The sequence below is a fragment of the Streptomyces sp. NPDC048566 genome (assembly GCF_043199735.1).
Lineage (GTDB): Bacteria > Actinomycetota > Actinomycetes > Streptomycetales > Streptomycetaceae > Streptomyces.
On the sequence record NZ_JBICWL010000010.1, the window covers coordinates 52,194 to 72,988 of the forward strand.

Annotated in this window: 21 protein-coding genes; 10 read left to right on the plus strand and 11 right to left on the minus strand. The window is 73.7% G+C overall.

Translation table 11 applies throughout. The features are described 5' to 3' along the window. The first annotated feature begins 287 nt into the window (after positions 1-287). The 3 genes from ACGFS9_RS17645 (at position 288) to ACGFS9_RS17655 (ending at position 4,292) form a co-directional block, all read left to right on the plus strand. Positions 288-2,495 (plus strand): FUSC family protein, encoded by a 2,208-nt coding sequence (locus tag ACGFS9_RS17645; RefSeq protein WP_393254134.1) that lies wholly within the window; start codon positions 288-290, stop codon positions 2,493-2,495. Positions 2,496-2,854: 359 nt separating this feature from the next. Next, on the plus strand, positions 2,855-3,511 hold the full coding sequence (locus tag ACGFS9_RS17650; RefSeq protein WP_393254136.1) for a CatB-related O-acetyltransferase: 657 nt from the start codon (positions 2,855-2,857) through the stop codon (positions 3,509-3,511). A gap of 208 nt (positions 3,512-3,719) precedes the next feature. Next, positions 3,720-4,292, plus strand: a complete 573-nt coding sequence (locus tag ACGFS9_RS17655) for a dihydrofolate reductase family protein (RefSeq protein ID WP_393254138.1) — start codon at positions 3,720-3,722, stop codon at positions 4,290-4,292. A gap of 111 nt (positions 4,293-4,403) precedes the next feature. Here ACGFS9_RS17655 and ACGFS9_RS17660 read toward each other — a convergent pair whose 3' ends face one another. Beyond that, positions 4,404-5,456, minus strand: coding sequence for a LysR family transcriptional regulator (locus ACGFS9_RS17660; protein ID WP_393254139.1), 1,053 nt, complete (start codon positions 5,454-5,456; stop codon positions 4,404-4,406). A 185-nt stretch (positions 5,457-5,641) separates the two neighbouring features. Between ACGFS9_RS17660 and snpA the strand changes: the two genes are divergently transcribed. Further along, positions 5,642-6,337, plus strand: coding sequence for a snapalysin (snpA, locus tag ACGFS9_RS17665; protein ID WP_393254141.1), 696 nt, complete (start codon positions 5,642-5,644; stop codon positions 6,335-6,337). A 123-nt stretch (positions 6,338-6,460) separates the two neighbouring features. Here snpA and ACGFS9_RS17670 read toward each other — a convergent pair whose 3' ends face one another. From ACGFS9_RS17670 to ACGFS9_RS17685, 4 genes are all read right to left on the minus strand, one after another. Continuing rightward, positions 6,461-7,015, minus strand: coding sequence for a TIGR03086 family metal-binding protein (locus tag ACGFS9_RS17670; RefSeq protein ID WP_393254142.1), 555 nt, complete (start codon positions 7,013-7,015; stop codon positions 6,461-6,463). Then, complete coding sequence (locus ACGFS9_RS17675; RefSeq protein WP_393254143.1) at positions 7,012-7,563, minus strand: SRPBCC family protein; 552 nt, start codon at positions 7,561-7,563, stop codon at positions 7,012-7,014. Before ACGFS9_RS17675 ends, ACGFS9_RS17670 begins: the two co-directional genes overlap by 4 nt. Then, entirely contained in the window at positions 7,560-7,922 is a 363-nt protein-coding gene (locus tag ACGFS9_RS17680; RefSeq protein ID WP_393254144.1) for an ArsR/SmtB family transcription factor, read from the minus strand. The genes ACGFS9_RS17675 and ACGFS9_RS17680 overlap by 4 nt, the downstream gene beginning before the upstream one ends. 365 nt (positions 7,923-8,287) lie before the next feature. Continuing rightward, entirely contained in the window at positions 8,288-8,797 is a 510-nt protein-coding gene (locus ACGFS9_RS17685; protein WP_393254146.1) for a molybdenum cofactor biosysynthesis protein, read from the minus strand. A gap of 311 nt (positions 8,798-9,108) precedes the next feature. Here ACGFS9_RS17685 and ACGFS9_RS17690 point away from each other — a divergent pair, with 311 nt between their 5' ends. Continuing rightward, positions 9,109-9,684 carry a hypothetical protein gene (locus tag ACGFS9_RS17690; protein WP_393254147.1) on the plus strand — a complete coding sequence of 192 codons (576 nt, stop codon included), beginning with the start codon at positions 9,109-9,111 and terminating at the stop codon, positions 9,682-9,684. A 233-nt stretch (positions 9,685-9,917) separates the two neighbouring features. After that, a complete protein-coding gene (locus tag ACGFS9_RS17695; RefSeq protein WP_393254148.1) occupies positions 9,918-10,364 on the plus strand; it encodes an SRPBCC family protein in 447 nt (148 codons plus the stop codon). A 37-nt stretch (positions 10,365-10,401) separates the two neighbouring features. On the opposite strand, the gene ACGFS9_RS17700 is transcribed toward ACGFS9_RS17695, so the two are convergent. From ACGFS9_RS17700 to ACGFS9_RS17710, 3 genes are all read right to left on the minus strand, one after another. Then, on the minus strand, positions 10,402-11,652 hold the full coding sequence (locus ACGFS9_RS17700; protein ID WP_393254150.1) for an AI-2E family transporter: 1,251 nt from the start codon (positions 11,650-11,652) through the stop codon (positions 10,402-10,404). A 552-nt stretch (positions 11,653-12,204) separates the two neighbouring features. Beyond that, positions 12,205-13,032, minus strand: a complete 828-nt coding sequence (locus ACGFS9_RS17705) for an alpha/beta fold hydrolase (protein ID WP_393254152.1) — start codon at positions 13,030-13,032, stop codon at positions 12,205-12,207. Positions 13,033-13,373: 341 nt separating this feature from the next. Then, positions 13,374-14,258 carry a GntR family transcriptional regulator gene (locus tag ACGFS9_RS17710; RefSeq protein WP_393254153.1) on the minus strand — a complete coding sequence of 295 codons (885 nt, stop codon included), beginning with the start codon at positions 14,256-14,258 and terminating at the stop codon, positions 13,374-13,376. A gap of 316 nt (positions 14,259-14,574) precedes the next feature. Here ACGFS9_RS17710 and ACGFS9_RS17715 point away from each other — a divergent pair, with 316 nt between their 5' ends. Together ACGFS9_RS17715 and ACGFS9_RS17720 are read left to right on the plus strand one after the other, a co-directional pair. Then, a complete protein-coding gene (locus tag ACGFS9_RS17715) occupies positions 14,575-15,996 on the plus strand; it encodes a cellulose binding domain-containing protein (protein WP_393254155.1) in 1,422 nt (473 codons plus the stop codon). 178 nt (positions 15,997-16,174) lie between these two features. Continuing rightward, positions 16,175-16,627 (plus strand): hypothetical protein, encoded by a 453-nt coding sequence (locus tag ACGFS9_RS17720; RefSeq protein ID WP_393254157.1) that lies wholly within the window; start codon positions 16,175-16,177, stop codon positions 16,625-16,627. 73 nt (positions 16,628-16,700) lie between these two features. On the opposite strand, the gene ACGFS9_RS17725 is transcribed toward ACGFS9_RS17720, so the two are convergent. Then, a complete protein-coding gene (locus ACGFS9_RS17725) occupies positions 16,701-17,030 on the minus strand; it encodes an antibiotic biosynthesis monooxygenase family protein (protein WP_393254159.1) in 330 nt (109 codons plus the stop codon). 72 nt (positions 17,031-17,102) lie between these two features. Beyond that, positions 17,103-17,291 (minus strand): hypothetical protein, encoded by a 189-nt coding sequence (locus ACGFS9_RS17730; protein ID WP_393254161.1) that lies wholly within the window; start codon positions 17,289-17,291, stop codon positions 17,103-17,105. 344 nt (positions 17,292-17,635) lie between these two features. Here ACGFS9_RS17730 and ACGFS9_RS17735 point away from each other — a divergent pair, with 344 nt between their 5' ends. Next, the gene (locus ACGFS9_RS17735) at positions 17,636-17,953 is read left to right on the plus strand and encodes a DUF3040 domain-containing protein (protein WP_393254162.1); all 318 of its coding nucleotides are present in this window, start codon (positions 17,636-17,638) and stop codon (positions 17,951-17,953) included. Positions 17,954-18,160: 207 nt separating this feature from the next. Further along, entirely contained in the window at positions 18,161-19,639 is a 1,479-nt protein-coding gene (locus ACGFS9_RS17740; protein ID WP_393254164.1) for a glutamate--cysteine ligase, read from the plus strand. 94 nt (positions 19,640-19,733) lie between these two features. On the opposite strand, the gene gap is transcribed toward ACGFS9_RS17740, so the two are convergent. Next, the gene (gene gap, locus ACGFS9_RS17745) at positions 19,734-20,732 is read right to left on the minus strand and encodes a type I glyceraldehyde-3-phosphate dehydrogenase (protein ID WP_393254166.1); all 999 of its coding nucleotides are present in this window, start codon (positions 20,730-20,732) and stop codon (positions 19,734-19,736) included. Between the last annotated feature and the right edge of the window lie 63 nt (positions 20,733-20,795).

Genomic DNA, 20,795 nt, shown 5'->3' on the forward strand with positions numbered 1-20,795 from the left:
CTCCAGGGTTGCACGACAGGATAGGCAAGCGCAACCCTTCGGTTGCACTAGTGCGTCCGTGGACGGATCGGCCGGCAGCGCGCCCGGGGCCGCCGGGCCTCACTCGACGGCAGGCGGCAGGCGGCAGGCGGCAGGCGGCAGGCGGCAGGCGGCAGGCGGCAGGCGGCAGGCGAGGAACGGTGGCACGCGACCTCCGCGCGGCGCCGCGCTGCCGCTGCCGCGGTCCCGGCCGACAATGGAGCCACGGCGGGGACGGCCCCAGGGGAGGCGCCGGGTGAGGAGCGTCGATGCCGAAAGGGTCCGTCCCTCCCGCTCGCGTGCGGGCCGCGCGCCAGGCCGCGCGGGTCACCGTCGCCTCGCTCGCCGGCTTCTACCCCGCCCTGTACGCGCTGGACCGGCCCGTGGTCGCCGTCTACGCCCTCTTCACCCCGATCGCCCTCGGCGTCCTCTCCCCCGTCCCCGGCGGCGGACGGCGGCGAGCCCGCACCGTCCTGCTCGCCCTGCCGGCCGCGGTGGCGCTGGCCTGCCTCGGCACCGCGCTCGCCGCGACCACCGCGTCCGCCGTGGCCGGAATGCTGGTGATCGGCTTCGTGGTCTCCCTGGGCTCCGCGTACGGTCCCGCACCGGCGAGCACCGTGCCGGGGCTCCTGCTCTTCTACGTGCTCGCCTGCTTCCCTCCGTACGCCCCGGACACCCTGCCGCAGCGGCTGTGCGGCCTGCTCGCCGGCGGCCTCCTGCTCATCCTGTGCGAACGGTTCGTCCTGCCGGCGCCCGCCGCCCCCTCCTGCCGCGCCCGGATCGCGCAGGCGCTCGATCTGGCGGCCTCCTCCGCCCTGGCCGCCGCGCGCGGTCACGGAGACGATCCCGACCGTGCGCGGCGCCTGCGCGCGGAGGGCCGCGCGCTGCGCCTCTCGCAGCTCCCCGCGGCCTCCCGCCCGACCGGGGCGGACCGGACGTCCCGCGGCCTGGCCCACTGCGGATCGGCCACCCGCCGGGTCCTGGACCATCTGGCCCGCACCTTCGACGGTCCCGTGCCGCGACGGGGGGACGACCCCCACTGCGCGGCCCTGCTGCGCGCGGTCGCCGCCGCCTGCGGCACCACGGCGGAGAGCCTGCGGGGCCGTCGCGCCGTGCCGGCTCCGGAGATCCTCGAAGAGGAGGCGGCCGACTTCGTCGCCACCCGCGGACAGGCCACCGAGGAAGGGCGGCGCGAGCCCTCCCCCCGGCTGCTGCGCCACCGGTCCGACGTCCTCGCCATCTCCGCCTCCGCGCTGACCGCGCAGACCGCAGCGGCGATCGCCTTCGCCGGACGACGCGCCTCGCCGGGCCTTCCGTACGAGCAGTTCTGGTACGCGCGGCCGTCCACCGCCGTCCTGCTGCTCGCACGACTCCGGGGCAACCTGACCCTGCGCTCGGTGCTGTTCCAGAACGCCGCCCGGACGGCCCTGGGCCTCGGAGCGGCCCGACTGGTGGCAGGGACCCTGGACCTGGCCCACGGCTTCTGGGTCCTGCTCGCCGTCCTGACCCTCGGGCGCACGACCGCGGGCGCCACCTGGGCGACCGTGCGGAAGGCCGCCGTCGGCACCCTGCTGGGCGCGCTGGCGGCGGGGGCGCTGCTGGTCGGCGCGGGCGGCACGACCGTCGTGTACGCGGTCGTGCTGGTGCCTGCCATGTTCGTGGCCTTCGCGGTGGGACCGGTGGCCGGACCGGCCTGGGCGCAGGGCCTGTTCACCCTGGTCGTGTCGGCCGCCTTCAGCCAGCTCACCCCGACCACCTGGCGGCTCGCCGAGGTGCGGCTGCTCGACGTCGTGACGGGCTGCGGGATCGGCCTGCTGTGCGGAGTCCTCGCCTGGCCCGCCGGAGCCCGCGCCGAAGTCCGGCGCGGTGTCGCCGAGTTGCTGCGCGCGGTCGGCCCCCTCGTCGCGCTGACCACGGACGAGCTGGTCGGCTCACCGGGCGGGACGCGGGCCCCCGACCGTGCCGCGGCGCAGGCGCTGCGGCTGGCGCGGCACCGGCTGCGCATCGCCGAGGGGGCGTACGCGCAGTACCGGACGGAGGGCGGGGCGTCCGCGGAGGACCCGGACTGGCTCGCGGCGCTCAACTGCGGTTCCCACGCGATGGTCGGGGCGCACTGGCTGCCGCTCCAGGACGTCGGCCCCGCTCCGCCCGACGCGGCCCGGTGGGCGCGCGCGTCGGCCGCCGAACTGGTGACGGCGATGGACCGGGCCGCCCTCCTTCCCCCCGGCGGGGTGCGGGCACGACCGGCACCCCTGCCCGCCGAGGTGATCACGGCCGCCCCCGCGCCGGTTCGTCCCACGCTCGTCGACATCGACAGCTGGCTGCGGACCCTCGCGGCGGAACTGGCGGCCGTCGGCGGACGGGCCGGCGACGAGCCGCCCCGGCCCGCCGATCGCGGGACGGAGCCCGGAACGCGCGGGTCCGGCCTCTCCGGCCGAGTGCCGGGCGATGCGACGGACCCGTCCTCGGCCGGCTGAGCCGCGCCGCCGCCGGCGGCGGCGAGCGCCGACCGTGCGGGCCGGCCGGCGGTCCGCCGACCGCGTCCCGGTGCCGGCGCGTCCGGGGACCGGCCGGGACGACGGTGCGGTACGCCTCCGACCGCGGCTCCTCCCGCACCCGACCGCACCCCGACCCGTCGTGGACCACTGCTCCCGCGCGGCCGACGGCGCGCGGCGCGGAACAGACGGCCGAGCCCGCCCGCCGAGCGCTGCCGGGGCGGGCCGCGTCGCCACCCGGCGACCCGCCGGCATCCGCCTTCCGGCATACCGTCCCCGGACGGGGGCCGCGGCACGATCATGGAACGGACCGCGACACCCGCCCGGAAGGACGCACCGCCATGCCCGTACCCGACCCCTCGACCCTGCACCCGATGCCCGACCGGCCGCGCGTGGTGCTGCTCAAGCCGCTCGTGACGTCCCCGCTGATCGAGGTCGGCGCGTACTCGTACTACGACGACCCCGACGACGCGACCGCGTTCGAGACGCGCAACGTGCTCCACCACTACGGCCCCGAGAAGCTGGTCATCGGCAGGTTCTGCGCGCTGGGCACCGGCATCCGCTTCATCATGAACGGCGCCAACCACCGTATGGACGGGCCGTCGACCTTCCCCTTCCCGATCATGGGCGGCTCCTGGTCCGACCACGCCGACCTGCTCACCGGCCTGCCGAACCGCGGCGACACCGTGGTCGGCAACGACGTCTGGTTCGGACACGGCACGACTGTCATGCCCGGTGTGCGCATCGGTCACGGAGCGATCATCGCCTCGGCCTCCGTGGTCACCTCGGACGTTCCCGACTACGGCGTCGTCGGCGGCAATCCCGCCCGGCTCATCCGCACCCGCTACAGCGAGGAGGAGATCGCGCGGCTGCTCGACGTGGCCTGGTGGGACTGGCCCGCCGCTCACATCACGGAACACGTGCGCACCATCATGGCGGGCACGATCGCGGACCTGGAGGCCGCCGCGCCGAACTCCCCCGCCCCCGGGGACAGGTGAGCGAGGGCCCCCGATCGGCGCCGGCGCCCACCCCTGCGGCTCACCCTGCTCCGCCCGATCCGACCGCCGCCTCACCATCCGACACATCTTTTCTTCTTGACAATTTTTTTTGTCGGTCGGATAGTGGAGGCACGCCGAACGGCGGCTCGCGCCCGACCGGGCGGAGAGCAGGCGAAGCCACGCACACCGGACAGGCAAGGAACCCAGCATGCGCACTCTGATCAGTTCCGCGTTCGTCTCGCTCGACGGCGTCATGGAGGCCCCGGGCGGCGAACCCGGGTACCGCAACTCCGGATGGACCTTCAAGGACATCGCGTTCGTCCCCGAGGCCTACGAGATCAAAGGCCGGGAGCAGGAGGAGTCCACCGCGATCCTCATGGGCCGGACCAGCTACGAGGCCTTCAGCCCCGTATGGCCCGACATGCCGGAGTTCGCCCGGTACAAGGAGATGCCCAAGTACGTCGTGTCCGGCTCACTCACCGAGGACGACCTCGTCTCCAACTGGGGCGAGACCACCGTCCTGCGCGACCTGGACGAGGTCGCCGCACTGAAGAAGACCGAGGGCGGCCCGATCATCGTGCACGGCAGCGCCGCACTGAACCACGGCCTCGCGGACGCGGGCCTGGTCGACCGGTACCACCTGCTCGTCTTCCCTCTGCTGCTCGGTGCGGGCAAGCGGCTGTTCCCCGCCACGGACAAGGACGCGCAGCAGCTGAAGCTCGTCGAGCACGCGGTGTACTCCAACGGCCTCCAGCTGAACATCCTCGACGTCGTCCGCTGACGGAGCACACCCCGGCGCGGCGCCTCGGCGCGGTGGTCCCGGACGGCGGCGGGCACCCCCGCGCGGGAGCAGCCGCCGCGCGGCCCTCCCCGCGGCGCCCCCGCGGCCTCGTCAGTCGCGCGCCATGAGACGCGGAGGCCCTCCCGTCCGCCCCGCCTCCGCGACGAGGACCCGTCCGGGCCCCTCCCGCCGCGCCTCCCCGAACGCGGTCCCGCGAGCTGCCGCGCCCCGCCGGGTCCCGTTGCGGACGAGCCACGCCCGGTAGGCCGGCGCCTGGTGCGCCGCCTCCCAGTACGCCTCCTCCAACTCGGCGTATCCGTTGTCCAGTTCGGCCTCGGTGCGGGCCGCGAGCAGCAGCCGCACACCGATCGGGTCGCCCTGGAGCGGGCGGATGGCGACATCGGAGCGGGGGCGTGCGGTGGGCTGGCTGACCGTGACCACCTCGCCGGTGGCGGCCAGGGAGTACGCGGTGAGGTAGTCGCCGTGCAGCATGGCGGGGTCCAGACCCGCGCCCCGCAGCACGCGGCAGACCCCGTCCCACTCGCCGTCGACGGTGGAGTCCACCATCCACTGCTCGTCGGCCAGTTCGGCGAGCGGGACCTCGGGCCGGCGGGCCGCCGGATGGTCCGGGGCGAGGGTGACGAACTGCGGCTCACGCTCGACGAGCACGCGCAGGCACAGCTCCGGCGGGACGGACAGCGGACTCCCCTCGACCTCGTGCACGAAGGCCAGCTCCAGCCAGCCCCCGGCGACCATGCGCAGCAGCGAGTTGGCCGACACGTCCATCCGCAGGGTGGGGTCCGTCCGCGGGACGCGGGCGCGCAGCCTGCGCAGCCAGCCGGGCAGCGCCCGGCTGGCCGTCGCGCCGATCCGCAGCCTGCGCTCGTCGGCGTCCCGCGCCACCGCCGCCCGCGTCTCCGTGACCATCGCCGTGAACTCGGCTACCAGCGGTCGCGCCCTGCTCAGTACCGCCTGGCCGAGCGGCGTCGGACGGCAGCCGGTGCCCGCGCGGACGAACAACTGCCCGCCGAGCGTCTGCTCGATGCGTCGCAACTGGGTACTCAACGAAGGCTGCGCCACGCCGAGTTCGCGAGCGGCCTTGTGCAGGCTGCCCGCGTCGGCGATGGCGCACAGGGCACGCAGGTGCCGCACCTCCAGATCCATGCCCGGAAGGTTAGGGCGGCACGGAGCCTCGCACCAGATGTTCAAATCGCGACGAACGCTCACGAGTTGGCCCCGATAGCACGGTGCTATCCCCTGTTGCCATCATCCGCGGGACCCTTCGCCTGCCCGACACTCCTGCTGAACCCATCGTTCACACCCCACACGAACGAGTAGGAGCACCCCCCATGCACTCCTCGCGCACGCACGCGAAGACGCCCCGCGGACTGCTGGCCCTCGCACTCGGCGCCGGCCTGGTGTCCGCCGCGCTGGGCACGGCGGTCCCGGCGAGCGCCCAGCCGGCCCCCGTCTCCCCCGCCGGCTCCGCCGTCACCGCGAACGCCCGCTACGTGGGCGGAGCCGACGACGCCGCCGGCGACAAGGCGTTCTTCGACGCCGTGCTGAAGTCCGTCGCCAAGAGGCAGGCGGCCAACCCGTCCCTCGCCTCGGTGACCGTGTACTACAACGCCACCCAGGCGCCGAGCTTCCGCTCGCAGATATCGAGCTCGGCCTCGATCTGGAACAGCTCGGTGTCGAACGTCAAGCTCCGGTCGACCACGGGCAGCGCGGACTTCAGGTACTACGAGGGCAGCGACTCACGCGGCTCGTACGCGTCCACCAACGGCCACGGAAGCGGCTACATCTTCCTCGACTACGCCCAGAACCAGCAGTACGACTCCGTCCGGGTCGCGGCCCACGAGACCGGGCACGTCCTGGGGCTCCCGGATCACTACAGCGGCCCGTGCAGCGAGTTGATGTCGGGCGGAGGCCCCGGCCCGTCCTGCACCAACCGCTACCCGAACTCGACCGAGCGCTCCCGCGTCAACCAGCTGTGGGCCAACGGTCTGGCGAAGGCCCTCGCCAAGGTGAACAAGGCCGGCTGACCCCCACCGGTCGGCCCGCCGGCGCGGGCACCGTACGGGCCGTGGCACCACGCCACGGCCCGTACGCCGTGGTGCGGCCCGCGTGACGGGCCGGCCGCGCGCCGGCGGCCGGCCCGTCACGGATCAGGGGGCGCGGCCGATGAAGGCGAGCAGCCGCGTCTGCACGTCGGCGGTCTCGGGGACCTCGACCCGGGGGCCGTACTCCCCGCTCGCGCGGAGCACGTCGTCGAGCGGCAGCATCGCGTCCAGCAGCCGGGCACACCGGCCGGCGTCCAGCGTCTCCGCAAGGCCGCCGGCCCGCGCGAGGTCCCAGGTGTGCAGGAAGACGTCCACGGTGTAGAAGCGGTCCACGGCCTGGTCGAGCGGCAGCACACCGATGTGCGGGTTCTCGAGGACCCTGTCCGCCGTGCCCGGATCGTCCAGCAGGGCCTGCACCCCGTCGGCGTGCACCGTCCACGCCGCGACCGGGTCCACGTCCACCGACGGGCCCCGCGGCAGTTCGACCCCGGCGCCGGAGGCCACGAAGGCGGGGAACCACGTGACGAGGTGGCGCACCACGTCCCGGGCGACCCACCCCTCGCACGGTGCGGGGTTGCCCCAGTCCCCCGGGGCCATGCTCCGCACGTGCCGGGTGAAGTCCGCTGCCACGACGCGGTGTTCGTCGGCCGCGCTCGTCACGGCCGCTGCCCGCCTTCTTCAGTGCCGCGCCCCTGCGCGGCTCCGTCGACGGCGTCGCTGCCGGCGAGCAGGTCGTCGAGCCTCTCGTGCCCCTGGCGGACCCCGTCCTCCATACCGCTCTTGATCATGGCGTCACGGGCAGCGATCGACTCCGTGACCGACGTCGCGGTGACACGGGTACGGCCTCCGAGGTCCTCGAAGACGGCGGTCTCCAGGCTGACGCTGTCCGGGAAGCCGTCGTAGGCGAAGGTCTGCACGATGCGCTCGGACGGGCGCACCTCGTGGAAGACGCCGCGGAAGCCGTACTCGGTACCCTCGTCGTCGCTGTGGACGTAGCGGTAGGCGCCGCCGCTGCGGGCGTCGTAGGTGTCGATCCGCATGGTGAGCCGGCGCGGCCCCAGCCACTGCACGACCAGGTCGGGGTCGGTGTAGGCCCGGAACACGCGGTCCGGCGGGGCGTCGAACTCCCGGGTGATGACGATGGTCGGCAGCGCCGGATCGGCCTCGATCCGCGTCTCGGGCCGGCCGTCGTTCCCTGTGGTGCTCATGATGCTTCCTCCTCGTGCCTCGGGTGCGGCGCGGGCCGCTCGCCCATCTGCTCCAGTACGGCGTCCAAGCGGCGGAAGCGGTCCTCCGCCTCGCGGCGGTACCGCTCGATCCATCGCGTCATCAGGTCGAGCACCTCGCCTTCCAGATGACACGGGCGCCGCTGGGCGTCCCGGGTGCGGCTGACGAGACCGGCGTCCTCCAGGACCTTGATGTGCTTGGACACGGCCTGGACGGTCACGTCGTAAGGCTCGGCCAGTTCGTTCACCGTGGCGTCGCCGTCGGCGAGACGCGCGACGATGTCCCGCCGGGTCGGGTCGGCCAGCGCGGAGAACACCCGGGACAGCCGGTCGTCGGCCACTCCCCACCTCCCGTATTCAACCTAGCGGTTGAATACACCGTACGACCGGCGGCCCCTGTTGTCCACCGGTCGGTTGAACACCCAGGACGGGCAGGGAGAGCATGCGGCGGCGCCTGCCCGGGACCGGATCTCGCCCCCGCTCCGGCAACGGCTCGCAGCAGCAAGACAAGGGCCGTTCGCGGCCGGACGCGCCTGCGGACGCGAGCGGACGGGGACCGCGCTGCCCGCGGCCCGTGGGTGCGGCAGACCTGGGCCATGACCTGAGAGAACGCGGACCACGACGGCCGGGCACGCGGACCCCGGCCGGCCGATGCGCGCCCGCGAGATCCCGCCGCTCGGGTGCCGCCGTGCGGCGTCCGGCCCGCTCAGCCCTTCACGGGGGCGGGCTCCACGACGGTGAACACGGCCGGTCCCAGGGTGAGTGTCCCGTCGGACAGCGGACGGCAGCGGACCCCCGCCCGGCCGCGCAGCGCGCGCTGGGCGCCCGGGCCGAACATCGTGTCCATCCACGCGCAGGGGCGCGCGGCGCTGCGGACCGCCAGCAGGACCGGCCCGGTGCCGGAGTCCAGGGAGACGGTCGCGCCGAGATGGGCCTCGACGTCGACTCCGCTCAGCAGGATGTTGCGGCGCGTCCGCCGCAGGTCAGCCGTCCCGCCGAGGCCCTCCGGAAAGCGCTCGGCCGTCATGAGGGTGATCGACGCCTCGCGGTGGGCCGGACGGTTGAAGTGGCGGTCGCCGACGACGCCGAGGCCCGCGCGCACCCGCACGGTCTGGACCAGCTCCGCGTCCGGCAGCTCGGGCGCCCCGTCGCGGGGCCGCCCCTCGAAGCGGTGCACGCCCGACACCAGCAACTGAACGATCTCGACTTGCTGCACCCGGCCGAGACTAGGCGACCGGGGCCGCCGGGTCACCCGCACGGGCGGGACGCCGGCGGCCCCGGCAGGCCCGGCCCCGCAGGCAGCACGGCGGAACGGGCCGCGCCGGGCGGCTCCCGGGGTCCGCTCGGCCGGCGTCCGCGGTGGTCCGGCGACCCTCGCGTCCTCGGCGCGCGTGCCGCCCCGCGGTTCCGCGTCACCGGCGCACGGCGTCGAAGGAGGGCGCACGCCGGGCACCGCGCTGACACGGCACCTCCCGGCGTGACAGGGTCTGCGGTGATCGAGGACGGCGATACGGAGAGGGGAGTCCTGTGGACAGCCGGACGTGGGACGCGCTGGTCGATGCGATGAAGGACAGCTACGCCACCGGCGTGAGCGAGGGCGCGGCGCCCGTGCCGGTCATCATGCCGCTGGTGCGCGGCGCGTTGGTGGGTCTGGTGTGGCTCCGCCCGGTCCGCCCCGGCACGGACGCGCTCACCGGCATCGCCGCGCTGTCGAACATCGCGGCGGCGGCGGGCGCGGACGAGGTCGTCCTCGCCTGGGAGTCCCGAGCCGTCGCCGCCCTGTGCGAGGTGCCGACGAGCGAGGCGACCCCCTGCCTCACGATGGTTCACGCCACGGCCGACGGTCATGTGCTGCACCGGTTCCCCTACACCGAGGTGCTTTCCGACGGCCCCGACGGCTCCTCCCCGCAGAGCACGCGCATCGACTGGACACCGGCCCCGGCCCCCCGGCCCGGAGGCGAACTCGTCGCACCCGTCCGCGCGGCGGTGGACTACGCGTTCACCCCGATGGACATGGACCACCCCAACCCCTTCGGTGTGACGGTCCTCCTGATGGAGGAGGACGGCTACACGGTGCGTCTGACCGAGACGCTCGACGGCTGACGCGACGGGACGCGGGCACCACGTCCCGGGCCGGTGGGAGGGTCGAGGACCCGGGTGCCGACCGCTCCGCATGCCCACCGGCCGCATGTGCGGTCCACAGGGGAGAAGCAGGTGCCGGTTCCCGCGGACCCCGCCGTGCGACGCGACGAGCGGGGCCCGGGCCCCTACGCTGGAAGGGCGCGGGCGGTCCGCGTGCCGTCCGCGGCGAACGTGATCGCACCACAGGAGGCGCCGTGTCCGGTCAGTTCGAGGCGACAACCGAGGTCGACCGCCCCATCGAGGAGGTGTTCGCCTTTCTCGCCGCGGGAACGAACGACCCGAAGTTCAGTCCCAGGGTCCAGGAGATCACCAAGACGCCCGAGGGTCCGACGGCCGTGGGCACGGTCTTCACCAGCACGGTGAAGGACGCCGGAATGAAGTCGGCCCGCCGGTTCCGGATCACCGAGTTCGAGCCGCCTCACCGCATCCGCTGGACGGAGGTCTCGAAGAACTCCGTGACGGCCGACGAGGGCGGGTACGACCTGACGTCCACCGGCGACGGCACGACCGGCGTCCGCATCTACAACGTCCTGACCGGCCACGGCATCGGCAAGCTGCTGGTCGGCCTCGCCCTGGGCGCCGCGCGCAAGGACGCACCGGCGTTCGGCCAACGCATCAAGACGGCGGTGGAATCCTCCTGACGGGCGTCCCGCGGGCCCGCACCCGGTCGGATCGCGCTCAGGGAGGCGCGGGCGGGCTGTCCGGCGAGCGGCCGGCCGGCTCGGGGCGGGGGCGCAGTTCACCGATCACGGACCACGCGACCGAGACCATCGGTACCGCGACGACGGCTCCGATCACTCCGGCGAGGATGCTGCCGCCGATGACGGAGACCGCCACCACGACCGGATGCAGGCGCACCGCCCAGCTCAGGACGAGCGGGTGCAGTACGTGCCCCTCCAACTGGCCGATGACCACGATCAGGCAGAGCACCACGATCGCGATGACCGGCCCGCGGGTGGCCAGCGCGACGACGGTGGCCACGCCCAGTGCGACGGGCGAGCCGACCAGCGGGACGAACGCCGCGAAGAACTCCAGCAGGGTGAGCGGCAGCGCGAGGGGCACCCCCAGCGCGTAGAGGGCGATGCCCACCAGCACCGCGTTGGTCGCGGCCACGATGACGATGCCGCGCGTGTACCCGGCGAACGTCCGCCAGGCGGCGCGCCCCGCCCGGTCCCACGGGTCGCGGGCGGCGTAGGGCAGCAGGTTCTCGAACCACCGCCAGAACCGGTCCCCGGAGCGGACGAAGAACAGTGAGCAGAACAGGGCGAGGACCAGGCCGGTGACGACCTCGACGACCCGTCCCGCCCCGCTGAGCGCGCTGCTGATGACCACGGAGCGGTTCTCCGAGAGCAGATGGGCGACCTTGTCCTGGAGGTTGGACAGGACCGAGTGGCTCACGTGGAAGGGCGAGCCCTCCAGCCACCGCTCGATGCGCCCCAGTCCTCCGGCGAACTCGTGGCCGAGCCGTCCCGACTCGCCCGCGACCAGCCCGCCGATCAGCGCCATCAGCCCGAGGACGAGGAGCACGCTGCCGCCGACCGCCAGCACCGCGGCCGCGGTCCGCGGCAGGTGACGGGCCAGCAGATCGGCGAGCGGGCGCAGCATGGCGGTGATGACGAGAGCGAGGAAGAGGGCCACGGCCACCAGTTGCAGCCGGCCCAGGAAGGAGAAGACCGTGTAGCCGACGACACCGACGACCAGCAGCCGCCAGGCGTACGCGGCGGCGACGCGGAGCCCGGGACCCACCTCGGTCTGCCCGTCGCGGGCTCGGGTGGTCGCCGGCCGCGCGGCGGCCGTGCGGGCGTGGGCGACGGAGCGTGCTCCGCGGGCGGAGCGGCTGCCCAGGACGACCGAACGCAGCCGGCGTCCGCCGTGCCCCGTGCGGGGCGGGGCCGGGCGCCGGTGCGGACCACGTGGTCCGGCGTTCACCTGTGTGCCTCCGCCCTCGCGCCGTCGGGACAGACACCCCGGGCCTCCCGGGCCGGGCGGCAGGGAACCGGCTCCTCGGTCAGGTGGTGTCCAGGTCAGCGTGGGGTCGCGGACGCGGAGCCGCAACCCGGGCCGCGGACGGGTGCCCGGTCCCGCCTCGGTCGCGCCGCCGTGCTCCGGCCGCGGTCCCGGGCGGGCAGGGCGTCCGGCCCGCCTCCCCCGCCATCCGGGACCACCGGGGCACACCGTCCGCCGAACGGGGCGGACCGCTCGCGCGGCCGGAGGTCCGGGTGCCGCTCCCCTGACCGCCGCGATCGGAATCGGCCGGGCCCGCGGTCTCCCGGTGGGCCGGGTCGTCCTCGCGAGGCCGGCGAGCGTTCCCGGTTCCACGGGGCTCCGCCGGTGGACACCGCGCCGCGGGGTGGGCACGCCCCCGTCACGCCGCCGTCCGCCCGGTGCGGGGGCGCACCCGGCGGTCGGACCGCGGGCCGAACACGGGCCGGCGGCCGGGCACCTGCGCGGTGGCCCGGCCGCCGGTCGGGGCGGTGGCGGTCAGCTCCGGGCGAAGTCGAGGAGGTCCGCGTTGAAGATCTCGGCGAACTTCGGAACCATCGCGAGCCCGTGCGGAGCCCCCGGGTACACCTTGTACACCGCGTCCTTGACGAGCTTCGACGACTTGTCGCCGGACGCCACCTTGGGCACGATCTGGTCGTCGTCGCCGTGCACGATCAGGGTCGGCACCTCGACCTTCTTGAGGTCCTCGGTGGTGTCGGACTCGGAGAACGCCTTGACGCAGTCGTAGGCGCCCTTGATGCCGACGGTCATGCTCCAGAGCCAGAACTCGTCACGGGTTCCCTGTGTGACGGTGGAGTCGTCCCGGTTGGCTCCGTAGAACGGGGCGCTGAGGTCGCGGTAGAACTGCGAGCGGTCCGTCTCGACGCCCTTGCGGATCTCGTCGAACGCCTCCATGGGCAGGCCCTCGGGGTTGGCGTCCGTCTTGAGCATCAGCGGCGGGATCGCGCCGAGCAGCACCAGTTTGGCGACCCGGTCGTTGCCGTGCCGGCCGATGTAGCGGGTGACCTCGCCGCCGCCGGTGGAGTGGCCGACGAGGATGACGTCACGGAGGTCCTCCGCCTCGATGACGGCCGCCAGGTCGTCGGCGTACGTGTCGAGGTCGTTGCCCTCCCAGGGCTGGCCGGAGCGCCCGCCGCCGCGCCGGTCGTGGGCGATGGCGCGGAATCCGTTGTCCGCCATCAGCTTCATCTGCGGGTCCCAGGCGTCCGCGGTCAGTGGCCAGCCGTGGGAGAACACGACGGGTTGGCCCGAACCCCAGTCCTTGTAGAAGATCTGCGTTCCGTCCTTGGCGGTGGCGAAGGGCATGTCGGTTTTCCTCTCGGTACGGGTGATCGGAACTCCGCGGACCACGCGGGTCCCGTGCCGGGCGGATGCGCGGCGACGCCATCTCAAACGGCTGCGGGCGCGTGGGAGTTCGACGGCGAGGTCGGCGGCGAAGGCGACCGTTGCGGGCACGTCGTCGTCATCAGCCTAGCCGAGGGCCCGCACATCAGCCCGTCGAGACGGCGGGGCGGGGACACGCTCGGCCGGGGTCCGGACGAGCGTGTCGCGGGTGCCGCCCGGCCCGGCCGCACGGAGCGGTGGAGCAGTGGCGCGGTCGCGCCGGTCGCGGCGGTCCCGGGATCGCGTCGCGGGGGTCGGCCCGCTCAGGCGAACGGCCCTTCGTCGCCCCGGCCGGCGTGTCCGAAGAGGTCGCCGGCGACCACACCCCGCGTCGAGAACGTGACGGGCTCCCCGGGCAGGAAGTCGCCGGGCGGGATGCCGGGGTGGTGGCCGTCTTTCGAGGACACCTGTCCGGAGCGGGGTCCGAGCGCCAGCCGGGAGACGATGCGGTAGCGGTCGCCGCGGTAGATCGAGTGCACGTACTCCACGGGCCGGCCTGCGGCGTCCGTGGTGAGGCGCTCGAAGAGCAGGGCCGGGGACAGCTCCGGCACGTCGAGCAGGCCGGCCTCGTCGGGACTCACGACGGTCGGCTCGATCGACTGGACCGCCTCGCCGACCTGGATGCCGTGCCGCTCCCCGAGGTGCTCGTAGAGGTCGCCGTTCTCCAGTTCGTCACTGGTCAGGTCGGGGACCAGGTCGACGGGGACGTGCAGGTACTCGATGGCCATCGGCGAGCCGTCCACGAGCCGCAGCCGCGCGACGTAGCGGATGCCCGCCGCGGGCGAGACGCGCAGTCTGCGGCCGACGCGGGCGCCCGCGGGCAGCGTGCTGAACTCCAGGAGTCTGCTGGTCCACGTGCCGGCCGCCGGGGGCAGGCTGAAGGTCTGCCGGTCCGACACCAGTTCCTGGGTGATCTTCTCGGCGGCGACGAACATGCCGCGGCCGTGTTCGCGCACGAGCAGTCCCGCGACGACGAGTTGGTCCACGGCCGCCCGCAACGTCGGTCGGGACACGCCCAGTTCGGCGCAGAGCGCGCGCTCAGAGGGGATGGCGTCGCCGGGGCGTCGCTCCTCGATGAGTTCGAGGATCGTGTCGCGGACCCTCTCACGTTTGAGTACCGCGCGGGAGGCGGCGGGATCGATCTCCATACGGGGCTCTCGTTCGTCGGGGACGCCGGTCCAACTGGTATGGCTCCCGACCATAACTGGTCCGCAGGCCACCGTCCGCCTCCGGGGACGCATCGACCGGCTCCGCTGCCCGCTCGGCACCCGCGGGCGCCTTCCGGCCAACTCCCCCTTTGCTCCACGGGGTTGACGCACGCAATGGTCTATGCCACCTTCAGGCGACGTCAACTGGTAAAGCCAGTGAGTCAACTGGTCAAGTGCGCACCGCAGTTCTCCCCGTCCGCGTTCCTGAGCGCCTCCAGCCTTCCGTGCCGAACGGGAGCCCCCGAAAGGAACCCCCATGAGCAACCGCCCGCCGACCGGCCGCCGCCGCCTCGCACTCGCCCTCTCCGCCCTCCTCGGCAGCGGCGCCCTCGTCGCCCTCCCCGCGCCCGCCGGGGCCGCGGACGGCGGTGTCGCCGTCCAGTACCGCACCAGCGCGACCGGCGCCACCGCCGACCAGAGCGAACCGTGGTTCAAGGTGCGCAACACGGGCTCGTCGCCCGTGCAGTTGAGCCAGGTGAAGATCCGCTACTACTTCAAGGCCGACTCGGCCACGACCGCCTACCGCTTCGCCTGCTCCTGGGCCGTCAAGGGCTGCGCGAACATCACGGGCACCTTCAAAACCCTGCCCCACCCCACCGCGACCGCGGACCGCTACCTGGAGATCGGCTTCACCTCGGCGGCCGGCACCCTGGCCCCCGGCGCGGACACCGGCGACATGCAGCTGCGCTTCTACCAGGCGAACTGGCAGACCCTGAACCAGGCGGACGACTACTCCTTCAACGGAGCGCAGACCGCCTACGCGGACTGGAACAAGGTCACCGCGCAGCTCGCGGGCGCGACCGTCTGGGGGACCGCCCCGGACGGCAACGATCCGACCGACCCCACCGATCCCACCGACCCGCCCGGAGACGGACGGACACTGTTCGACGACTTCAGCTACTCGTCGTCCGGCGATCCGGCGATCTCCGCCCACGGCTGGAACGTCCGCTCCAACTCGGGCGGCCCCGGCGTACCCGGCGCCACCTGGGACCCCTCCAAGGTCACCTTCCCCACCGTGTCCGGGAACAAGGTGATGAACCTGGAGACGTCGACCGCCGGCACCGCCGGATCGACCCGGCAGACCGAAGTCGTGTCCAAAAGCATGAAGTTCAAGAACGGGACCTACGCGGCGCGGGTGAAGTTCTCCGACGCCCCGACGTCGGGTCCCGACGGGGACCACGTCGTCCAGACCTTCTTCACCATCAACGACCTCACCGCGCCGATGGCCGACGACTACGCCGAGTACGACTTCGAGTACCTGCCCAACGGCGGCTGGGGCGAGTCGGGCAACATCCTCTACACGACCTCCTGGGAGACGTACAACCCCGATCCCTGGCAGGCGGTCAACCAGCACACCGAGGCGCGCCGGAGTTATGCGGGGTGGCACGACCTGGTGCTCACCATCGACAACAGCGGCATCGCGTACTACATCGACGGGCAGCTGTTCGGCACGCACGACGCCCAGTACCTGCCCGAGCGCCCCATGTCGATCAACTTCAACCAGTGGCTGATCGACCTGGCCGGGCAGGCGTCCACGACCCCGCGGGCCTACGACGAGCAGGTCGACTACGTCCTGCACGTCAAGGACCAGGTTCTGAGCCCGGCCCAGGTGGCCGCGAAGGTGGCCGCCTACCGCACGGCGGGCACCGCGTTCGTGGACGACGTCCCGGCCTCCTGACCGGGCCGACCACCCCGCCGCATCGCGGTCTCGGCGGGCCCGCCCCGGAGGTCCGGGACGGGCCCGCCGGCGCGTCAACGGACCACCGGGGCGGGGCGGAACGGTTGCGCGCCGTGCGGGGCGCCGATAGCCCGTCGAAGCCGGGTTGGACGCCGCCGCGACCGAGCAGAGTACGGACGTGGAATGGACCAGCCTGCTCGGCACCTCCGTGGGTGCCCTCATCGCCCTCACCGCGTCCGCCCTGACCGAACGCCGCCGCTGGCTGCGGGAGAGCGAGCGGCGCACCCTGGACGACCGGCGCGCCGCCTACGTCGCCTTCCTGAACGCCATCGCGGAGGCCGGCGAGACCCTGGTCGGCATCGCCCGCGGCCACGACGCGGACGCGACGGCGCTCGCCCGCGCGGCGACCGTGCTGCGGGACAGCAGCGTGCTGTCCCGCAGACTCGAACTGTCTTTGGTGGCCGACGAGCAGATCGTCCGGCTGGCCGAGCGGACGGTCGTCCTGCTGCGCACGTACCGCGACGCGGTGGCCCGGGGCGCCCCGTTCGCGTCGGACGAGGTGCAGCACGCCCGCGTCGCCTTCAACGACCAGCGCGACGCCCTCACCCGGCACATGCGCGGCACCCTCTGACCGGCAGGGCGCCCCGCCCGCGCCACCCCGCCGACGGGGGCACGCGCGGAGGTGGCGTGCGGCCGGGACGCGGCTACGGAGCCTTCGGCGACGCCTGCTGCACCACGTCGAAGGACCACAGCGTCGAACCCGCCGCGGCGGGCCGCTGACGCTCGCCGCCCGACGCGGCCCCACCCTGGTGCGCGGCCTGCATGGGACCCTGCATCCACGCCTGGAAGGACTCCTCGTCACGCCACCGGGTGTAGACGAGGTAGCTGTCGGTCCCTTCGACGGGCCGGAGCAGTTCGAACCACTCGAACCCGTCGGAGCCCTCCACCGCGTGGGCCCGCGACGCGAAGCGCTTCTCCAGCGTCTCCCGCTGCTCCGCCGGGACGGTCAGTACGTTGATCTTCACTACGCTCATGACCCCATCCTGCCGCACCGCGGTGAACCGCCGCGGAGGGGTCCTGCGGGCGGGCGCGCCGGGGCCGCCGGATCAGCGCGGGCGGGTGGCCGGACCGCTCGGAGCGCCACGCCGGGCGGCCAGGGCGAGGCTGTTGTAGGCGCGTCTGAGGAGCTTGGCGACGGCGCACGGCGCCTGGTCCGCGGCGCACTGTCGGCAGGTGTGGAGGTGGGCCTCGTACGCCGCGCGTGCTTCGTCGAGCGAGTCGTTCGGGGTCTGCATGGTGCGCTCCTGACGCGAGGGGGGAGCGTGCGCCGCGCCGATCGCCGCGGGCGCACGGAGGGGGGAGCGCCGCGCATGGTTGCCCTAGGCGCCCACCCGTATTTTGATCTTGTTACTTGAGGTAGGGCAAGCGCCTGGCGGATCGGCCGCCGCAGCCTCGGGACACACCCTCACGTGCCGCGCACCTTCGCCCCCGTATGGCCTGGTTTACTCCGATTGTGTGACGATAGCCGCACGGGCGTGGCCGCCCCTTCCGGCGGAGGCCGCACCGCGTCGGGGCCGGGCCCGGGTCCGGTACCCCGGGAGCCCGCTGCGGACGAGGAATCCTCAGGAGGTGGGTCGCCGTGGACGAGAGGGACCACAGGGACGGCGTCCGGCTGTCCCCGCTCGAACGCGCCGCACTCGCGGAGATCGAGGAAGGGCTGCGGCACGACCATGTCGACGCGGAACCTCCCGCCGCCACGACGCGGCGGCCGTGGCTCGCCATGTCGGTGGTGCTGATGCTGCTCGGCTCGGTGTTCCTGGCGGTCGTCGGCTTCCGCACGTCCGCACCGGCGGTGCTGTGGTGCTTCGCCGTGCTGTGGCCGCTGACCGTCGTCCAGGCCGTCCGCCTGGTCCGCCGGTGGATGAGACCCGGCGGACGCGTCACCTCGTGGTTCTGACGGCCTCGCCGCCGGCCGCGCCTCTCGCGCCGGGCGACCGCCCACGCGGGGCGGGTCGGGCGGCCGACGGCGGTGCGGGGCCACCGCGCGGGCGGGCCGTCGGCCTCGGCGCGGGCGCCCGCTCGCGCCGCCCCGCATGGTCGGACCCGTCCGGTGGTGCGACGCTGGAAGGGGGTGTCCGTGGGGTGAGGCGACCCGGGAGGACCGATGGGACGGGATGTTCCGGCGCGGGTCTTCACCCGTGAGGACCGCCGCCGCTACCGGATCAAGATGCAGGAATGTCTCGACGCGTTCGCGCAGATGCTGCGCGAGTCCCGGTTCGACGCGGAGCGCCCGCAGGTCGGCCTGGAGATAGAGCTGAACCTGACCGACGGCCGGGCCGATCCCGCGATGCGCAACAGCGACGTCCTGGACGCCATCGCCGATCCCGCCTGGGACACCGAGCTGGGACGCTTCAACCTGGAGATCAACATTCCGCCCCGGCGGCTGACCGCGGGCGGTCCCGACGCCTGGGAGGAGGAGATCCGCGCCGCGCTGAACCACGCGGACGAGCGCGCCCGGAGCGTCGGCGTCCATCTGATCATGGTCGGCATCCTGCCCACCCTGCGCGAGACCGACGTCGGGCCGAACGCCCTGTCGGAGAACGCCCGCTACCGGCTCATCAACGAGCAGGTCTTCGCGGCCCGGGGCGAGGACCTGCTGATCGAGGTGGACGGCGTCGAGCGGCTGCGGACCTACGCCGACACCATCACGCCGGAGGCCGCCTGCACGAGCACGCAGTTCCACCTCCAGGTGTCGCCGGAGGAGTTCGCCGACTACTGGAACGCGGCGCAGGCCATCGCCGGGGTCCAGGTCGCCCTCGCCGCCAACTCCCCGTTCCTCTTCGGCAGGGAACTGGCCCACGAGACGCGCATCCCGCTGTTCGAGCAGGCGACGGACACCCGTCCGCAGGAGATCAAGGCGCAGGGCGTCCGGCCCCGGGTCTGGTTCGGGGAGCGGTGGATCACCAGCGTCTTCGATCTCTTCGAGGAGAACCTGCGGTACTTCCCCGCGCTGCTTCCGCTGTGCGAGGACGAGGACCCCACCCGGACACTGGAGCAGGGCGGCATCCCGGACCTGGCCGAACTGACCCTGCACAACGGCACGATCTACCGGTGGAACCGGCCGGTGTACGCGGTCGTCGACGGCACACCCCACCTGCGGGTGGAGAACCGCGTGCTGCCCGCCGGCCCGACGGTCGCCGACACGCTCGCCAACGGGGCGTTCTACTACGGGCTCACCCGGGCCCTGGTGGACGAGGACCGACCGGTCTGGTCGCGGATGTCCTTCTCCGCGGCGCAGGACAACCTCCACGCGGCGGCCCGGCACGGTATCGACGCCCGCCTGTACTGGCCCGGAGCGGGCGAGGTGCCGGCGCCCGAACTCGTCCTGCGCAGGCTGCTGCCGCTGGCGCACCGGGGCCTGGAGCGCTCCGGCATGGACGCGGCGTGGCGGGAGCCGCTGCTCGGCGTCATCGAGCAGCGGTGCGTCACGGCGCGCAACGGCGCGGTGTGGCAGAAGGAGATGCTGCACCGGCTGGAGGACTCGGGCCACCCCGACCGGCACGAGGCGCTCCGGCTCATGACGCGGCAGTACATCGACTACATGCACCTCAACGCCCCGGTGCACACCTGGCCGGTGGACTGACCGCGGGCCTCCGCCGCCCGCCCGGGCGGCGGAGGGGGGTGACGCGCCCGGGGCCGGGCGGGTCCCCGAGAGGACGACCCGCCCCCGCCCGGTGTCAGCTCGCCGCGAGCAGCTGGAGCGTGTCGATCACGCGGTGCGAGAAGCCCCACTCGTTGTCGTACCAGGCGACGACCTTGATGTGGCGGCCGTCGACGCGGGTGAGGGCGGAGTCGAAGATCGACGAGGCCGGGTTGCCCGTGATGTCCGACGAGACCAGGGCGTCCTCGGAGTACTCCAGGACGCCGGCGAGCGGGCCCTCGGCCGCGGCGCGGTAGGCGGCCAGGACGTCCTCGCGGGTCACGTCACGGGCGACGGTGGTGTTGAGTTCGACGATCGAGCCGACCGGCACGGGCACCCGGATCGAGTCGCCGGACAGCTTGCCCTCCAGGTTCGGCAGCACCAGACCGATCGCCTTGGCGGCGCCGGTGGTGGTCGGCACGATGTTCACGCCGGCGGCACGGGCCCGGCGGGCGTCGCGGTGCGGGCCGTCCTGGAGGTTCTGCTCCTGGGTGTAGGCGTGCACCGTGGTCATGAACCCGTGCTCGATCCCGGCGAGTTCGTCCAGGACGGCGGCCAGCGGGGCGAGCGCGTTGGTGGTGCACGACGCGTTCGAGACGATCGTGTGCGCGGCCGGGTCGTAGGCGTCGTTGTTGACGCCGAAGGCGAGGGTGACGTCGGCGCCGCTCGACGGCGCGCTGACCAGGACCTTCCGCGCGCCCGCGGCGAGGTGGGCGCGGGCCGCCTCGGCGGAGGTGAAGCGGCCGGTCGACTCCAGGACGACGTCCACGCCCAGCTCGGCCCAGGGGAGCCGGGCGGGTTCGCGTTCGGCGAGCACCTTGATGCGGCGGCCGTCGACGACGAGGGTGTCGCCGTCGACGGTCACCGGGCGGCCGAGCCTGCCGGACGTCGAGTCGAACGCGAGGAGCCGTGCGAGCGCGGCGGGCTCGGTGAGGTCGTTGACGGCGACGACCTCCAGCTTGGTGTCGCGTTCGAGCAGCGCGCGCAGCACGTTGCGTCCGATGCGGCCGAATCCGTTGATGGCGATGCGAGTCATGGGTGGTGTCCCTCCGGTCCCTGCGGCTTCCCTCCCAGGTTCGCTCGGGGTGCGCGCCGGTGA